Source organism: Synechococcus sp. Cu2B8-bc1011, assembly GCF_047302735.1.
Taxonomy (GTDB): domain Bacteria; phylum Cyanobacteriota; class Cyanobacteriia; order PCC-6307; family Cyanobiaceae; genus Synechococcus_C.
On the sequence record NZ_CP138915.1, the window covers coordinates 2,538,656 to 2,554,887 of the forward strand.

General features: G+C 51.5%; 17 protein-coding genes. 5 read left to right on the plus strand and 12 right to left on the minus strand.

All coding sequences use genetic code 11. The features are described 5' to 3' along the window. Window positions 1-62 precede the first annotated feature (62 nt). From SIC18_RS13435 to SIC18_RS13445, 3 genes are all read right to left on the minus strand, one after another. Window positions 63-311, minus strand: coding sequence for a hypothetical protein (locus SIC18_RS13435; protein ID WP_413429852.1), 249 nt, complete (start codon window positions 309-311; stop codon window positions 63-65). A 115-nt stretch (window positions 312-426) separates the two neighbouring features. Then, on the minus strand, window positions 427-576 hold the full coding sequence (locus SIC18_RS13440; protein ID WP_413429853.1) for a hypothetical protein: 150 nt from the start codon (window positions 574-576) through the stop codon (window positions 427-429). A gap of 71 nt (window positions 577-647) precedes the next feature. After that, the gene (locus tag SIC18_RS13445) at window positions 648-944 is read right to left on the minus strand and encodes a hypothetical protein (protein ID WP_413429854.1); all 297 of its coding nucleotides are present in this window, start codon (window positions 942-944) and stop codon (window positions 648-650) included. A gap of 1,023 nt (window positions 945-1,967) precedes the next feature. Here SIC18_RS13445 and SIC18_RS13450 point away from each other — a divergent pair. After that, complete coding sequence (locus tag SIC18_RS13450) at window positions 1,968-2,240, plus strand: DUF3303 domain-containing protein (RefSeq protein ID WP_048347112.1); 273 nt, start codon at window positions 1,968-1,970, stop codon at window positions 2,238-2,240. 143 nt (window positions 2,241-2,383) lie between these two features. Then, a complete protein-coding gene (locus SIC18_RS13455; RefSeq protein WP_245407121.1) occupies window positions 2,384-2,884 on the plus strand; it encodes a cupin domain-containing protein in 501 nt (166 codons plus the stop codon). A gap of 134 nt (window positions 2,885-3,018) precedes the next feature. Here the strand turns inward: SIC18_RS13455 and SIC18_RS13460 are convergent, their stop codons facing one another. Beyond that, window positions 3,019-3,168 (minus strand): hypothetical protein, encoded by a 150-nt coding sequence (locus SIC18_RS13460; protein ID WP_157028599.1) that lies wholly within the window; start codon window positions 3,166-3,168, stop codon window positions 3,019-3,021. Between the two features lie 678 nt (window positions 3,169-3,846). Continuing rightward, window positions 3,847-4,311, minus strand: coding sequence for a GNAT family N-acetyltransferase (locus tag SIC18_RS13465; RefSeq protein ID WP_413430581.1), 465 nt, complete (start codon window positions 4,309-4,311; stop codon window positions 3,847-3,849). A 334-nt stretch (window positions 4,312-4,645) separates the two neighbouring features. Between SIC18_RS13465 and SIC18_RS13470 the strand changes: the two genes are divergently transcribed. Further along, a complete protein-coding gene (locus SIC18_RS13470; RefSeq protein WP_157028601.1) occupies window positions 4,646-4,822 on the plus strand; it encodes a hypothetical protein in 177 nt (58 codons plus the stop codon). Between the two features lie 849 nt (window positions 4,823-5,671). Here SIC18_RS13470 and SIC18_RS13475 read toward each other — a convergent pair. The 7 genes from SIC18_RS13475 to SIC18_RS13505 all read right to left on the minus strand — a co-directional run bounded on the left by SIC18_RS13475 (window position 5,672) and on the right by SIC18_RS13505 (window position 14,302). Then, window positions 5,672-5,875 (minus strand): hypothetical protein, encoded by a 204-nt coding sequence (locus SIC18_RS13475; RefSeq protein WP_048347116.1) that lies wholly within the window; start codon window positions 5,873-5,875, stop codon window positions 5,672-5,674. A 44-nt stretch (window positions 5,876-5,919) separates the two neighbouring features. Next, window positions 5,920-6,216: a hypothetical protein gene (locus SIC18_RS13480; protein ID WP_048347117.1), complete on the minus strand. Its 297-nt coding sequence runs from the start codon at window positions 6,214-6,216 to the stop codon at window positions 5,920-5,922. A gap of 755 nt (window positions 6,217-6,971) precedes the next feature. Further along, entirely contained in the window at window positions 6,972-10,652 is a 3,681-nt protein-coding gene (locus SIC18_RS13485; protein ID WP_413429855.1) for a hydantoinase B/oxoprolinase family protein, read from the minus strand. Window positions 10,653-10,786: 134 nt separating this feature from the next. Continuing rightward, window positions 10,787-10,963, minus strand: coding sequence for a hypothetical protein (locus SIC18_RS13490; RefSeq protein WP_413429856.1), 177 nt, complete (start codon window positions 10,961-10,963; stop codon window positions 10,787-10,789). A gap of 922 nt (window positions 10,964-11,885) precedes the next feature. Beyond that, complete coding sequence (locus tag SIC18_RS13495) at window positions 11,886-12,098, minus strand: hypothetical protein (protein ID WP_413429857.1); 213 nt, start codon at window positions 12,096-12,098, stop codon at window positions 11,886-11,888. After that, window positions 12,095-12,841, minus strand: coding sequence for a glucosamine-6-phosphate deaminase (locus SIC18_RS13500; RefSeq protein WP_084764251.1), 747 nt, complete (start codon window positions 12,839-12,841; stop codon window positions 12,095-12,097). Before SIC18_RS13500 ends, SIC18_RS13495 begins: the two co-directional genes overlap by 4 nt. 75 nt (window positions 12,842-12,916) lie before the next feature. Then, window positions 12,917-14,302, minus strand: a complete 1,386-nt coding sequence (locus SIC18_RS13505) for a SpoIID/LytB domain-containing protein (RefSeq protein WP_413430583.1) — start codon at window positions 14,300-14,302, stop codon at window positions 12,917-12,919. A gap of 142 nt (window positions 14,303-14,444) precedes the next feature. Here SIC18_RS13505 and rnz point away from each other — a divergent pair, with 142 nt between their 5' ends. Beyond that, on the plus strand, window positions 14,445-15,389 hold the full coding sequence (gene rnz / locus SIC18_RS13510; RefSeq protein ID WP_048347121.1) for a ribonuclease Z: 945 nt from the start codon (window positions 14,445-14,447) through the stop codon (window positions 15,387-15,389). A 116-nt stretch (window positions 15,390-15,505) separates the two neighbouring features. Then, complete coding sequence (gene psbV, locus SIC18_RS13515) at window positions 15,506-16,018, plus strand: photosystem II cytochrome c-550 (protein ID WP_048347122.1); 513 nt, start codon at window positions 15,506-15,508, stop codon at window positions 16,016-16,018. Window positions 16,019-16,232 lie beyond the last annotated feature (214 nt).

Sequence of the window (16,232 nt, forward strand, 5' to 3'; positions counted from 1 at the left end):
ATAATTAAACATTTTCTTACTCTTGGCGCACTCCTTACACGGCAGCCAGCCGCGAAAAAGTATTACTCCCACGGCATAACCGCATTTCTACATTCTTCGCTAACTGGCCATTCTTCCCTACCCCTCCAGGGCGGGGTGACGCTATTCATCCATGCAGCTATTCGAACATTTACGCATTGCCCCCATTTGTCTTCTACATACTCAGCGATTGGAATAACAACAGCCAAGGTAATCCCAGGGGCAACAATAAAAATAAGTGTCAACCGCCAAATAAACCAAAGGCAACCTTCTTCTTTAGCTTTTTTAGTCATCACTAACGCTGCGTTCCGCTGTTCATCATCTCCGTGTAGGTCATCCTCGTAGCGCTAGTGAGTGTTTTGATGTGAAGTTACACCCTGAGGTAAAGGAGGTGTTTGATCACTGGGGTTAATCAAGGACTTTCACGTAAACAGGATTCCACTGCTCTCCCGTCTGAGTGAGCTGCGCATTGCTCAGTAGAGGCACCGATAAGATCGCCATCGCCAGCAGGGTGATCGATGCAGGCATTGCAAGCTTGATCCAGTCGTCTTTCGTCATTGAGTTTAGGAGTTGTTTTTAGAATATAGACTTTGATTAGAAAGTGAAGTGTTTAGAGAACATTAAACACTTCAGTTAGGACAACCTACTTTGTAAAGACCTAGACCGTAGAAGATAAAAGCACCGGCAAAGGCAGTAGCAAAAAGAATCTTTGGATTGTTAAGTCCACCGTCTCCATTCTCTTCTCCTGCAATACCAATCATTACATGGTGAAGTTGTCCGTAGGCAAGGAATGCAACGGAGATGCAAGCGATTTTGAAAAGATCTCTGAAGAACTCAACTTTAACAAAAGGATGTCCCAATGATGTGTATAAAGCGTACAGCAGAACTACAGCAAGGAAAGAACCAAGGATCTTGAGGATCTTCATTAGTACCTGTGAAGTTGCATCAAGTTGATGTGTGGAGTGTAGAGAGTACCGAAACCGCCAGCACTTTGATTAGTTTCTTTATCGCTAATCCTTAGATCTGATCTGCTTGCTCGCGATTGTGACGATGGATCTCCTTCCAAAAGTCCGTTTGAGCTTGCAGTGGCGGAGACATACGTTCTCTCTGGCAGTCCTGACACTCAGATGTCTTCTGCCCTGCTCTTATGGCCATGCCTACATACCTTCCTTCCAGTCGTACGGGAGTCCCGCAGAACTGGCAAGGGAGCCATACAGGTTGTCCTGGTATGTAATTTTCGAGCATTAGGTACTACGACATAGGTGGATTATTGGCCTTTTTGGGGCCTAGTCATACCAATACTTCTCAGCTTGTGGAAAACCTTCTAGGCGATCCTCGATGGGCTGAGGGGTTGATATTGCTATGGATACCATACACCCAGATCGGTGTATTTTGGCATAAATTTATGAAGTGGTATCGCTATAGTGGTGGGCTCCACTACCCCCCAATGCCCCCTGGAAAGATGATAATAGGGCCCCCTCCCCTTATTAATTAGGGTTATCGACTGGGGTCATTGATTAGTCATTAGATGTGGTACCTGATGGAGCTGGATGAGGCAGGGCTGGGAGGAATAGGCATGAGCATTTGCACTCAGCCCTCAATCCTTCCCACTCTGCAGCTGTTTTCACATCAACACTTGATCCTATCTACCAACTAAGCACTGATCTCATTAGATAATAACCACCTTAGCTTACCCCTTATTGAGAACAGGATAACGGTGGCTACCATATACAACCCTCCAGTATTCATCAGGGTTCTCAATGAATCAAACTATGGATATGCTCAAACAATCTACCACTTAGCAGTTGCAATTAGAACAATCATCCAATCACTTTTCGTGCGTGACCATAAACCGCAAAACGCAGCAACAACGCCAATCGCTGTATCACAGGCTACACGTGCTCTCGGCAAACCATGCAAAATGAAGACGTCTTCATTAATGAGCATTCATGACCTTTTTGATGCATTGGACATTCAAAACTGGTTACCACGCAATTGCGGCGAAAAAGTTTTTATCAACAGGTGCGCCATTCCCGGAATGCAAATCATGGAAGCGGTTTCACGGTCCTGGCTCGGTAGAAGGCTGGATTTTGGTTGAAGCAGATAATGCTGATGCCTGCTACGAACACGCGGCTGAATGGGCAGAGTGCTTGGACTGGGAAGTAACACCTGTTCATACTGACGACCAGGCAGGTCCCTTCATGGCCAAGGTTTACAGCTGATCTCCACCCTAAGAAAGGAACGCCCGCCAACAGCTGATCCTTTGTTGTGCGGGATCTATTCCTTCCGATGGGCCGCCTCCAGATATCATTTGATCTACAAAAGATTTTGCATTAGCATGATTAAAGACAGCTAAGAGCAAGAAATGAACACTGCCTCAACAACAAAATATTTCAGAAGTAGACGAACAACTCAAATATTCTCCTCTTTATCTTTATCCCTTACATTATCACTATTGTCACCATTACTTGCAAAAAGCCATGACGAGCATTCTACAAGCCATGGAGTCAAGATCGAAGAATTAGCAAACTCCAGCAAAATGTGGAATGGCAACATGCTGCCTAATTATCCCGATGGGCAGCCCAAGATCAAAATCCTTCGGATCCAAGTGCCAAGCGGAATGACCTTACCCTGGCACTACCATCCTGTGATCAATGCAGCAGTGATTCTAGAAGGGACATTAGAACTCAAATTAAAAGATGGCAGTCAAAAGATTTACAGAAAAGGTGATGCTTTGATTGAAGTCGTCAACACGATTCATGCCGGGACAGCCTTAGGCAATGTAGATGTAGATCTAATTGTTTTTTATGCGGGAGAGAAGGCAATGCCCACAACAGTTCTCACTCATCCGCAGACCAGTCCGTAACAAGCAGCACTGGGTACTGGTCAGCAATCCTTGATAGAAATCTGCATCTGCACAGATAGAAACAATCACCGGTTAAAAACATAACAGTCCATGGAACTTAGGGATGGAATGGCATCACCGAACAGGAACACCCCTTATTCATCACACTCCTGCTCATCAGCTTTCAAGTGTTCAAGCAAATGTGAATACCAATTACCATAGGCAATGGCATCCTCCTTTGCAACTTCATTGGCTTCTATTGCCGCAAGTAATCGATATGCAGCGGCCCGTTGTTTTTGATCCACTTTCGCTTACCCCCTAATCATGGAGAGAAAACGAAGCGAAGTAGGTGCTGTCATCTCAGACACAAAATTCGCGAAACAGATCTCCATCTGGCAATCATTGGGTTCACACTTAAAGGGAACAGACATCAACTCAATGAGCTCTCTTCGCTCTTTCTTCACAACAAAGAATGGCAATTCAGACATCAAAGACAAAAATTTAGCCGTACAACTATTATCGCCCAAGGCCCTCCAAAAAGGCTCCCCCAAACGGGTGACAACAAACACCATTTGACTCACCCATTCAGGGGAGAAAGAACCATTGCGGCATCAAAGCAACCCTGGTTAGAGCTTAGAGCTGACACCTAGAATTCAATCAACCATTAAAATTAAATTCCACAAACAACATCAAAGACAGGCAATGAAGACCGCTAAACTTGACACAAGCAAAGACGCATTCAGCTGAAATGGGAGAAGAACATTGAAAATCAGTCAACGAATGCAAGCCAAGATCAGTGATCTGCTCGACAAAGTCAGACGAAGAATTGCCTACGTACCAGCCGTGGCTGATACAATTTCAGCCATGAAAGATCTTGGCATAGACCTGAAAGAGGAGAACAACAACAACACATGAGCTTCTGTAGGGGCAAAGCATCTGGATAAACGCTTCAATCTTGGTCTTGCCATCCTCATTCCAAGTATTCAGCAGTCAATCTCAAGCTCTCCAAAAACCCCAGATCCATGCAGTTCCTTGAGAAACCAACTATCACAACCACCGTGTCCTGTTTGACCAAGGGGCTTTTCGATCTTTAGGAATCCCCAAGTCCGATAAAGCCGTTGAGCCGCCACCATTGCTGAAAGAGTTTCGAGATAAATCCAGCGATAGTTCAACACGCGAGCCTGTTCCAACAGGTTCGCCATAAGCCGGCAACCAACACCCTTCCCCCGTGCTGAAGGAGCTAAGTACATTTTCTGCAATTCGCAAGTAGCTTCCACACCACTTAAAGGGCCAATTCCAGCTCCTCCGAGAATATTCCCACCCTCTACTGCCACGTAATAAATCCATCCAGAGGCGGCGTAGGTCTTGCTCATGGCATCAAGCTCCGGATCTTGCCAAGCAAAACCGGGGCGATCAGCACCAAATTCAACAAGTGCGGCCCGAATCACTCCGGACAAGGCCGTTTCATCCAAATGATGTATCGGCCGAAGCTCTATATCTTGCCCTTCACTCAAAAGGATGACCTCCAAAATGCGTGACCTCCAAGAGGTTCATCAGGACAACCTCAATGAGCAAGCTCTGATGGAAGACAGCATCGCCAAAACAAACACTCATAGAAATCAATGACAAAACTATATGCAAAACAGCCAAAGCCCGAGGAAATCAATCATGGATCCCATGCATTCAGTAGTTTTAGTATGACAAGTGCTTCCAGAGCAACAAAAGCTGGAGCACTAGACCCCAAATGCCTTTCATGCTAGGTTCTTGAAACATATAATCAACATGCTGGATATTTTACCTGGATATTATATTGTTTTCTTGGCTTTGGGGCTGGCAGCAGTTCTAGTGGTCTTTTTCTATTCTTTTACACGAAATTCCAAGTACGAAGTGCAGCAGCGAGCCAAAAAAATTCAGCAAAAGAGGCAAGAAGAGAATCAAATCAAATCAGACACTGAATGATCTCCAAGGGATGAGTGGGCCAGAACACCAATTGCCGCTCAGAACGAAAGCAGCCGTTCCATTCCTGGTCTTGGATGCCTGTGCTCCGCCCTTTCCCTGAGAAGAACGCTTTACTCGGTCTGCGTTTGACCTGAGCCGGGCCAGGCAATAATGCCATCCCACTATTCAAGCGAGAACAAAATCCGAGCCATTCCTAATCTCATCGGTTTTGGCTCTGATAGCAACGCGCCACACTTGCTGTATCGAGATCGGAGGAGCCATGACGGCCGATACTCCATCTGCACCGAAACAGGTGCCCTAAGGAGTTCAACCACTCACCACTTAGGAACCAGGCCCCAGGCGCCAGACGCTTCGCACTCCTCTTTCAGTTCACTGTTGTCGTTTCGAGGTTCACGCTTCTCCGATACACATTCACTGAATATTGGTTAGCGATATGCACAAACGAGCGAGCTAGGCCGTCACTTCCATCCGGGAGGTGCGGCCTCTCAAATTTCGAAATTCCAATCAAATTCATAGACTAATATTTGGGTGCTTTCTTGTTAATTAGGCATCAGCTCCAAACCAAAAGCAACAAAAGACAAGGCGAGCTTTTCATGATCAAGCAAGCAACATACTGATCAGCAATAGATATAAACTGATCCGCAACCCTAGGCATGTAGACATGCTAGACAGAGTCGCAAAGCTCAGTCAATACAGACCCCTAAAATCAAAACCCTCTCGAAAGCCGTCAAAGCAATAGGTAAAATAGAACCAACGAATAGGATCAAGCAGAAGCTCTACACTGCATTATCACCTCACTTCCTTTCACTTTGTGAATACAAACAATAAACCCCTGCGCGTGCAAAGCGTTTATTTTCTTCCCGTCAGCTCATCCCAGCTAACCTCAGTCGCAACATCTTCAAACTCTTGACTCAATCGATGGCGAGGAATCTGAGGACAATCAGAGAGGGAGGACTGCTCAATGGCCTTGGAATGGCTTAATACGAACCTACTTAGAGGCACCTGTTTTGCATCAATAGAATCAAACTCATCGCTATATTTACCGGGAGCCATAAATCCAGCCTCAAAAAAGTGTAGGACAACTAGTGGGTATTGGATTATTGAGCCTGCTCAATTCCATCGCGATAGTCATCTAACAGTAAGGACACTCCATTAAAGTAAGCACACAGTTCACCACGCAACTGTGCATAATAGCTCAAAGCCTCGTTACTGTAGGCCTTACTCATTTCCTTCAAAAGGTTGTCAGTAATTCTATCCAATGCCTGATGGGCGACCACAAGGTCTACATGGATCAGGTCCCTCCTTTCATTCGAAGAGATTGGATCATTACTACCAGAAGAACAGCGAGAATTAGCCTCTAACAACTGCTGTCGAAATGCTTCAATTTCGCTCATCGGATCATGAACCCGTTGCTTCAAAAAAATATGACATCGGTTTCTACCATCCTGGTTAATTCAGATACATAACAAGGTGTTAGAGAACACGCATCATAAAATATCCGAGGCCCATAGCTGCCTGTCCAGAGCATCCGGCCAAGACTGGGCTGGCCATGCCTTATTTCGTAGATCAAACCAGACTGAATCGGACCCATTCACCGAACATTGAATCAACAAAGCCAAAGGGGGCAACCACAATATTTTCCTCTAAAGGCCCTGTTTCAAACGGTTCATTGCTTTATTAAGGAGTGACAACCTCTCTCCTGAAGGCAGTTTTCGCTTTTCAGGCGAGAGGCATAAGAGCCACTCCACCACACAAATCAACTCCCAAAAAGCAGAGCACAATTTGCATCAATAGCTACAAATTCACCAAAGGTCAAAATACTCATCACAGAGATTCAGCATCAGGCTTAACCAAAAACGATCATCCGGGTAACAACCAATACGCCCCCTTATGACGATCACGGGGCATGGTGAATGGACAACAGTATTAGCTCTATGGAATTATTCGTTGGCATCTGCATCATCCCATTCCTGAGCGCTCTATTCATTCAAGCCGGTCAAGATGAAAACTCTGAAGATCATGATTTCCTCTAAATAATGCCGTTAAAAACTTTTTTCAAGCTGGTTTTCATAATACATTTTAATCCAACTTGACCCCGCAAAAGGGGGATGCCGTCTAAGCGACTCGAAAACATTTACTCTTTGATGGATCAGGTTGGTTCTGCCATTCCCCAACCACCGCCACCGGGCGTTGCAATCCAAAATCGATCACCCGTTTCCACCCTCTGCTCGAAACAGCCTGGTTGTTCTTGCCAAGGGCCGTCACCTTCACTTATCCAAGTCATCCCCAGAGCACCTGGCTGCCCACCAGCCAAACCAAATGGCGCCACACGGCGAGACCCAGACAGCAAAGCCACCGTCATCGGAGCAAGAAAACGAATCTGACGCTCAAGTCCATCACCACCTGACCAGCAACCTTTCCCCCCACTACCCCGGCGTAGCTCAAAGCGTTCCAAACGCACAGGGAATCGTTGCTCGAGGATTTCCGGATCCGTGAGTCTGGAGTTGGTCATGTGGGTTTGTACGCCGGATGAACCGTGAAATCCCGGACCTGCCCCACCACCCCCAGAAATCGTCTCGTAATACTGAGATCGTTCATCCCCAAACGTGAGGTTGTTCATCGTTCCCTGCGCCGCGGCCATCACACCCATCGCTGCGAATAACAGGTTGCAGAGCGCCTGAGAAGTCTCCACATTGCCTGCCACCACTGCAGCTGGGGGGAGGGGATTCAACAGTGAACCCTGCGGAACCACCAAAGTAAGCGGCTCAAAGCAACCCGCATTGAGGGGTATTGCTTCATCCACCAAGCAGCGCAGGACATACAACACAGCTGCTTTGGTGACCGCTAGCGGAGCATGAAAGTTGTGGTCTCCTTGGGGGCTCGTCCCAGTGAAATCAAGGCAAGCCGTTCGCGCTGTGTGGTCCACATGCAAAGCAAGCTGCAAACGGCCGCCATGGTCTAACTCCACAGTGAACTGCTGATCCGCCAAACGACTGATCACACGACGCACCGTTTCCGCCGCATGGGTTTGAACAAAGCGCATATAACGACTGACGCGCCTAGGTCCCTCTCGCTGCATCAACTGTTCAAGATGCTCTACGCCGAGGCGGTTGGCTGCCACCTGAGCCTGCAAATCCGCCCAAAGCACATCGGGAGAGCGCGGCGACTGCCGCTCTGCCTTCAAAATCGCGTTCCAGCCATCCACATCCAAGACGCCACCACGCAGGAGTGACCAGTTGCGGAGCCGTAGGCCTTCCTCTCCGATCTCACGACTGAAAGGAGGCATGGACCCAGGCGTGAGGCCACCGACATCAGCGTGATGTCCGCGACAAGCAACGTAGTAACTCGGCCGTTCCCCCTCTCCGAAGACAGGGGTCATCACCGTGATGTCTGGGAGATGGGTGCCCCCGTGATAGGGGTCATTACTCAGCACTGTTTCGCCCGGTTCCAAAGGCGGGCGTTCACCGCGTTGGATCTGGTGCAGCAGGTCCACCACCGCCTCACCCATAGAGCCCAAATGCACAGGGATATGGGGAGCATTGGCAACCAATGCCCCGTGGTGATCAAACAGCGCACAGGAAAAGTCAAGCCGCTCGCGAATATTCACTGAACGACTCGTCTGCCGAAGTCGCTCCCCCATCTGCTCAGCAATCACCATGAAACGGTGATGAAACAGGCTTAGGTCCACCGGATCTGGAACATCAACAACCTGATCCCAAGATGACCTTTGGACCGGCAGCTCAGCAGCAGTGAGTAGCAAGCTTCCTGCGGAGTCGCAGTGGGCCGACCAGCCAGGCTCCAGCACGGTGCAGCCCGTGGGGTCAAGGATCAAGGCTGGGCCTTGCAAGGACTCTTGCAACACAGCATCGCAACGCTGCACCACCGGAACTTGTCGCCAACCAACCCCAGCCCAGTGAATGGTGGCTGTTGTGCTGAAAGCTTCAGACACCGACTGTGGCGCTGATGCCATGAGGGTGTCGTTATGAACGTGTGCTGGTGCCGTAAAAACCTCAACCTCCAATCGCTCCAGAATCAAGGCTGTAGTGCGGGGAGGCTTGTAGCCAAAGCGCTGCCGGTGGGCTTGATCGAAATCACCTTCCAACCTTGAAAGGTGCAAATTGGAGGTGAGATCGGTGATCGGGATCAGCAATCCCTGTTCGGAGGCAGCATCGCGAAGTTCAAGCCGAATGCGGTGCTCAAATAGGGACGCATGGCCTGCCCCAGCGGCCTGCAGCTTCTCCTCTGCAAAGGCCAACTCCTGGCGAATCCTTCCAGGAATGGAAGCCAACACTTCTTCTCTGAGAGCACGGCGAACAACGACCTGACGCCATTCCCGCAGGCGTGCCTGACCCAGGCCAAAAGCCGACAACACGCCAGCGAGTGGATGGATCAACACTTGACTGAGCCCAAGCACTCCCGCAACTCGGCACGCCAATTGGCCAGCAGCTCCGCCATAGGCCACCAGCGTCCCAGCACGGATGTCGTGACCACGAAGCAACGACACCTGCTGTATGGCACCCGCCATCATTTCCACGGCGAGGTCAAGAGCGCCCTCCGCAAGCGACTCAGGATCACGTCCCAACCGGCAAGCAAGCTCCCCAAAGCGCTGCCGGACCACCTCAAGATCCGGACGCAAATCCGCAGCTGGCCCAAACACGGGGGGAAAGGCCTCCACCTGTAATCGACCGAGAAAAAGATGGGCGTCGGTGATCGTTAAGGGGCCGCCACAGCGATAGCAAGCTGGTCCTGGGCTAGCACCTGCAGAGCGAGGGCCAACCTGTAAACGATCGCCATCACCCCGAATAATCGAGCCCCCACCTGCGGCGACGGTATGGATCGGCAGTCGTGCAGCAGACAACTCGAGGCCTGCAATTTTGGTCTCAGCGCTGCGCTCCCAGTCCTTGTCAGAGGCACCTGCTGGCAAACAGAACACATCGGTGCTGGTGCCACCCATGTCGACCCCCACGAGCGGCTGATCTGCCAGACCAGCCGCCTCTGCTGCTGCAACGGCACCGACCATTCCTCCAGCAGGCCCGGAGAGAATGGTGTCCTTCGCCAACAGTTGTTCAAGACCTTGCAAGGCGCCACTCGAGGTCATCACCCGCAGTCGTACCTTCCCTCCAAGTGACTGCATCACTTGCTGGAGATAGCGAAAGAGCAGCTCTTCCACCGCCGCCTCAACAACGGTGGTCTGAGACCGGGGGACCAAGCGCGGCAGTGGGCTTACCTGGTGGGAGCAAACCACCGTGGTGAACCCCATCGTTTGCGCCAACTGAGCCAGTTGCCTCTCATGGCACGGCTCTCGCCACGCATGCATCAGTGCAATGGCGCAGGCTTTGATACCAGCACTCCGATGAGCGCGCAGCGTTGCCTCAAGCTCTTCATCGACGCAAAGAGGTTCCACCTCCTCCCCGTCGGCATTCAATCGCCCCCCGGATTCAACAACGGCCACAGCCAACGACGTCGGAGCAGGAATCTCCAGCGCGAACAGATCAGGGCGATGCTGATCACCAATCAACAACAAATCCGCCAGACCCTTGTTGGTGATCAACAGAACAGGCTCCCCTGCCCCCTCAAGCAGGGCATTGGTCGCGACTGTTGTCCCCAATCGCACCTCCTGGATCAAACCTGGCGGGATTGGGGCCGCCGCAGGCAAACCCATCACCTCACGGATGGCACAAACCGCGGGATCACCACGATTGATCGTTGGCTCTGAGAGCACTTTGCGAACCACAAGCTCACCACTGGGGGCGCGACCCACCAGATCCGTGAATGTTCCGCCACGGTCAACCCAAAATTGCCACGACCCTTCAGAGCCTAGTGATTCCAAGGGGTTTTAGCGATGTGTAGTCCGAGAATCGGCATGTATTAGGAGCAGGCGTTTGCAGTGAAATCACTGGTAAGCCACAGCTAGCAGATCCATCAGTCGCAGCCCTCAGCCCATCAAACAGAAGACTTGCCTCTTCAAATTCCGAAATCGATGTATTGGAGGCTCAAATCGACGGAAACACCTGAATCAATATCGATTATTTCCAGAGAGAACAGATCAAGAATGCCTAGGCACAGAGCAACAGTGGAAGCACCTACGCAAACAAGGTTGATCACAAACGACACCTGTATGGGGCGATGGTGTTGAGCCATAAAAAAGAACGGGCGTCTTCACAACCGACCGTTCAAAGCAGGACGCTTCCCAACATCCTGGCCCTAACCAATACAAGCGTGTGACTGTGTCGGTGTCCGTAGAGATACATACTCATCTCCGTTGAAGGACATAAAAAACCCCGTAAGGCAGATGCCTTGCGGAGTGGGTGATGGGGAAATTGGATTTTATTAAACCTTGTGAGTTTTATTACCACTTACTCATCAAATACTCAGCAAAGCAACTCTGGAAACACCTAAAGCAAGCAGGGATGGAAGCAGGCGGAACCTGTATGGGGAGATGCTGTTGCCCCATAAAAAACAGAGGGGTTTAATCCTCTGTCTTGGTGTGTGTGAGGTTGAGCCACTCTTCCCAGCAATGGCTCCCTTTGAAGATGGCTCGGGTGAATGTTCGATGTCCTTGAAACTCCAGTTAGCCGCAAGACCTCAAAGCCTCAACGACTGTTCGAAGGACATAAAAATGGGAGGGTGCTTACTCCTCCCACAATGACTGCTTTCGACTTCTCAACGATGTCCCGTGAGGACGCAAAAGGTGTGACCCATCCGTATCTCTCGTGTGACTGAATGCTCCTGTGGTCTAGCGGTAGCAGTGCCAACCATTGCATCAGCCTGCCGTGCAGCAAAAAACACAGAAGTGTTTCCACTTCAAGCGATCACATGCAAGACCCATGAACGGACTATTAATTAACTTAGCAATTCAAAAATCTAGTTACAGAACATGCAGAAACCTCTAACAACCCATTTGCCTCGACTGTTCAGCAACCCCAATCCCTCTCCATGACCGTGATCTTGAGATTTGACTTATAGAGCAGAGAGCGCAAGCCCTTCAGGTCTTCTCTTCTTCCGAAGACCATGCGACCAACGAAATCAGGAGAGGAATGAGAAGCAATGTCTTTTTCATTATTTATTTTGTATAGGGCTCACAGAACTCATCAATTTCAAAAACTTGTTCCGGCAAGTCTTGTTTCCCCAACTTTTCAATTGCTTCCGCAGTTGTCAATTGTCCGGAAATTTTAAGAGCACAGGTGGTCTTAATTCTCTGCTCCTCATCCTCCGAAGAACAGGAGAGAATGAGTAAGAATAGTGACAGTGTTTGAAGCAGTTGAAACGTTTTCATTGGTAATCGTTTTGGGTGCACGCCCCCCCCTCAACCCATGCTGCATCGTCCACCCACAACCAAAGTTTTGGGTGACGCCGTAGCCAGCTGGCAGGCACCTCTGGATCACCATCAAGATCCAAAGCCTTGCGCAGGATCCCCGCCTTAGGAGCACCGGTCACGATCAAGTGAAGTTCCTTTGCCGCGAGGATCTCGTGGAGGCCCAGGGTGATCGCTTCCTCCGGAACCAACGCTGGACTGCCCTGGAACGAAGAGGCATTTTGCGATCGCGTAGCGGGGCTGAGTCTGACCACACGACAGCGCTCATCTGGACCACATGGGGGCTCGTTAAATCCCACATGTCCATTGCTGCCCAAGCCCAACAGCTGCGAGCCAATCCCCCCAGCAATGTGGATCTCGGCCGCAAAGCGATCAGCGGCCGCGTGAGGATCGGCAGCAGCTCCATCTGGTAACAACACTTGGGCAGGATTAAGCCCTAGGGGCCGCACTAGGTGATGCCCCATAAAGGAAGAGAAAGAGCTGGGATGCTCCTGTGCCAAACCCACATATTCATCAAGATTGAAACTGAGCCAGCGCTGACGCAAACGCGTCAGACGACCCGTAGGCCAGTTGCTTAAACGCGAAACCAATGCGGCGTAAAGCGGCTCCATGGTGCGTCCCGTCGCCAAACCCAGGGGCCGAAACGCCTGGTGCTCAAGAGAGTCCTGCAGGCCTTGCTCAAGCTGATCAACCACAGCCTCCATGAGCTGCAGCGGATTGCGCCTGCGCACGATGGTGATCGTGTCTGAAATCTTGAGCACGATGAACTGCCACTGACGTCAACCCCACCAGGCTGACTCTGAACGGAGCCGAAGCGCCACAGCTGGGTCATCACTAGAGCGGTAGGGGCGAATTTCTGCACCGCGGTAGTAGTGCAAAAGAATCTGACGAAAATCAGCACCTTGAAGCGCCAGACCATGGGCTCCCCACTGACTCATCCCAACCCCATGGCCAAAGCCTTGACCACGAGCTTCGAGAACCATCTCACCCACCCTGAAGCCAGGACGTGGCTGATTAAAAGCTGACTGGTTGAGAGGGGGGAGAGGGGGAGGTGGCAGGAGAGACGCCAGTCGAGCGGAGGGCCTGGCTGGGGTGGCAAGACCACTTGCAGAGTCTTGCCAGAGACCGATCAAAGGTGGGGCTGCCTGCGTTGATGCTTGAGGAACTGATTGGCGGGCTCTCTGAGCAGATGTGGCTGAAGACGCACTGGAGCCATTGATGAGCTCGAATTGAACCATCGTGCTTTTGAGGCCGAGACGCTTGCGCAGCTCTCTCCCCGTCAATACCAAAGAACCACGGGGGCCTTGCACACGCGCCGTACGCACCCGACCGGTTGAGCTTGTCTTGAGCACCTGCAAGCTCTTGACGCCTCCGGTTTCACGGAAGAGGCCACGCAGCTCATCATCATTAAAACGTTTGTTCCAGCGATGCACGGGACTGTGCTGATCGTGATCCGCAACGCTGACCAGGTAGGGAAGTTGATTGCGCCAAACCTCACCACTGGGTTCCGTTGCACCACCTGAGCTGCTGTGAAACACAGCATTGATCAGCCTGCCAGCATGTACTAAGACCAAAGAGCGCGTACTTTCTACCGCTTCGATCGTGCTGGGGGTTTCGGATTCAACCCCGCGGTACACCTGGCTGGACACAGTGGCCTTCACATCGAAGTCTCCAGCCTTCCCACGCTGCCTGAGGGCATAAGTGCGCGCCGCGACCGCCTGAGCTTGCAAGGCTGGTAAGGGCCACTTGTGGGGCATTTCGCTCCCCACAACACTCGCCAAATAGGTTTCGATACCGAGGTGATTCACCACCTGGACCTGGCCGGCACGCACCAAAAATTGCAACCTGCCCCGATAGCGGCGGGAACCCAGCCAAACCCCCCGTGGATCGTTGCTGTTCACCTCAATCGCCGAACGAGCTGAGAGCTGGAGATCCGAACCGTTGCTCGTTTGACCGCTGATCAAGAGGCGCCCCGCTCTCAGGCTCACGTCCATGGAGCGCATGCGCTGATCGCCGCGGCCAAGACCACGGACCAGGAATGGCTGCTCTCCATCAGCTCTTAAACGCACCAACGGAGCTTGTGACAGGAGCACTCGCATCGAGGGCTCCTGTGCAGCCTGCACAGCCCTCTGGTCAAAGCCAACCGCCATGACAGCCATCGGCATGGTCAGGGCGGCAGTCAGGACGGAACAGAGCGCTGACGGACGGGAGACCACTGCAAGCTGAAACTAGGGAGCTCAGTGTGACCTGACGATTCGAAAGCGGCCAGGTCCACATGGCAGATTTGATGGCTTAGCGCGTTGAGACGTGCAGGTCACCTTTCTTGGAACCAGTTCAGGCGTGCCCACCCGTGGTCGCAATGTCTCGTCTGTGGCGCTGCGTTTGCCGCAGAGATCGGAACTGTGGTTGTTCGATTGCGGGGAGGGAACCCAACATCAATTTTTACGCTGCGACTTGCGCCTGTCCCAACTGAGGAGGGTGTTCATCACCCATATGCATGGTGACCATGTCTTTGGCCTCCCAGGGCTGTTGGCAAGTTTGGGGCTTGGCAGCACAAGCAAAGGTGTAGACCTCTACGGCCCTGACCCCTTGGATGCCTATCTCCAAGGGGTTCTGCGCACGAGTTCCACTCGCATCGGCTACCCGCTTGCAATCCATCGTGTGCGTGAAGCAGCTGAACAGAACTCCGTTGTGTTTGAAGACGACGATCTGATCGTGACCGCGGCCCCTCTCAACCATCGCGTTCCGGCCTACGCCTATCGAGCCGAACAAAAACCAAAAGCAGGTCGCTTTGATATCGACAAGGCGCGAGAGCTAGAGATCCCTCCGGGGCCTGTCTACGCAGCTCTGAAGCGCGGCGAATCGGTCACGCTGGACGACGGTCGAACCATTGATGGCAGGACCTTATGCGGGCCAGAACAACCTGGTGTAAGCGTTGTGTATTGCACCGACACCGTCTTCTGCGAAGCAGCTGTGCAGTTGGCTCAGGGTGCCGACCTCCTGATCCATGAATCGACCTTCTCCCATGCTGAAGCCGACATGGCTTTCAAGAGGCAACATTCCACAAGCACCATGGCGGCCCAGACCGCTGCGGAAGCCGGTGTTAAGCAGCTAGCACTGACCCATCTCAGCCCTCGCTATGCCCCTGGAAACGCAGTCACAGCCGACGATTTAGTCGCCGAGGCCCGTGCCATTTTCCCGAACACAATTTTGGCCAAGGATTTCCTCAATGTGGTCGTGAATCCCTCGTAATGAGGGACGCGCGCTGCAACAGTTCGTGATCACTAGACCCTCTAGTGCCTCATCCGCATCCCACCCCGTGATACAAGGACTTGGTGCGCTGTCTACGTCAGTCTCTGACATCTTTCATGGCCTCTTTTTTCTCCACATTGCGTCGATCATTGAATCGACTGCTGATCGCCCTGCCAGTGCTGCTTGGACTGTTGATCAGTACCCCCGCCCAGGCCGCCCAGTGGGATGCCGAGATCCTCACGGTGCCAGCTGACGGCGATGGCGCCCTGGTCACCTTCAGTGAGCAGGAAATCAAGACAGGTCGGAAGGTGTTCAACGTCAGCTGCGGCACCTGCCACGCCGGCGGTATCACCAAAACCAACCAGAATGTTGGCCTGGATACGGAAACGCTTGCACTGGCCACTCCAGCCCGTGACAACGTTGCGTCTCTCGTGGATTACCTGCAAGACCCCACGTCGTATGACGGTGAGTACAGCATCGCCGATTTGCATCCCAGCATGCGCAGCCGCGATCTCTATCCCGCCATGCGCGATCTCACCGACGAGGATCTTCGCCTGATGTCTGGATACATCCTTGTGGCTCCGAAAGTCTTGGGTGTGGAATGGGGCGGCGGAAAAATTTACTTCTAAATCTTTTGATTAGATAATTACCCCACACAAATAATCGGCCTAAGGCCTCAGGCTTGCCTGAGGCCTTTTATTTATGCGTCGATCACGCATGCCATCCAGCGACAAAAGAATCCCGAACCTTGAGCCGAATACCTCCAAAAACGAGAAGCCAATAAACACATATCAACCCACTTTAAACAAAATGTTACTACCTTGCGAAACAAAAATTTTAATC

Coding starts and splice junctions, on each gene's coding strand:
- SIC18_RS13435 (WP_413429852.1), bottom strand. CDS start 311: ATGACTAAAAAAGCTAAAGAAGAAGGTTGCCTTTGGTTTATTTGGCGG.
- SIC18_RS13440 (WP_413429853.1), bottom strand. CDS start 576: ATGACGAAAGACGACTGGATCAAGCTTGCAATGCCTGCATCGATCACC.
- SIC18_RS13445 (WP_413429854.1), bottom strand. CDS start 944: ATGAAGATCCTCAAGATCCTTGGTTCTTTCCTTGCTGTAGTTCTGCTG.
- SIC18_RS13450 (WP_048347112.1), top strand. CDS start 1,968: ATGACCTTTTTGATGCATTGGACATTCAAAACTGGTTACCACGCAATT.
- SIC18_RS13455 (WP_245407121.1), top strand. CDS start 2,384: ATGAACACTGCCTCAACAACAAAATATTTCAGAAGTAGACGAACAACT.
- SIC18_RS13470 (WP_157028601.1), top strand. CDS start 4,646: ATGCTGGATATTTTACCTGGATATTATATTGTTTTCTTGGCTTTGGGG.
- SIC18_RS13475 (WP_048347116.1), bottom strand. CDS start 5,875: ATGGCTCCCGGTAAATATAGCGATGAGTTTGATTCTATTGATGCAAAA.
- SIC18_RS13480 (WP_048347117.1), bottom strand. CDS start 6,216: ATGAGCGAAATTGAAGCATTTCGACAGCAGTTGTTAGAGGCTAATTCT.
- SIC18_RS13490 (WP_413429856.1), bottom strand. CDS start 10,963: ATGGCTCAACACCATCGCCCCATACAGGTGTCGTTTGTGATCAACCTT.
- SIC18_RS13495 (WP_413429857.1), bottom strand. CDS start 12,098: ATGAAAACGTTTCAACTGCTTCAAACACTGTCACTATTCTTACTCATT.
- SIC18_RS13500 (WP_084764251.1), bottom strand. CDS start 12,841: ATGGAGGCTGTGGTTGATCAGCTTGAGCAAGGCCTGCAGGACTCTCTT.
- SIC18_RS13505 (WP_413430583.1), bottom strand. CDS start 14,302: ATGCCGATGGCTGTCATGGCGGTTGGCTTTGACCAGAGGGCTGTGCAG.
- psbV (WP_048347122.1), top strand. CDS start 15,506: ATGGCCTCTTTTTTCTCCACATTGCGTCGATCATTGAATCGACTGCTG.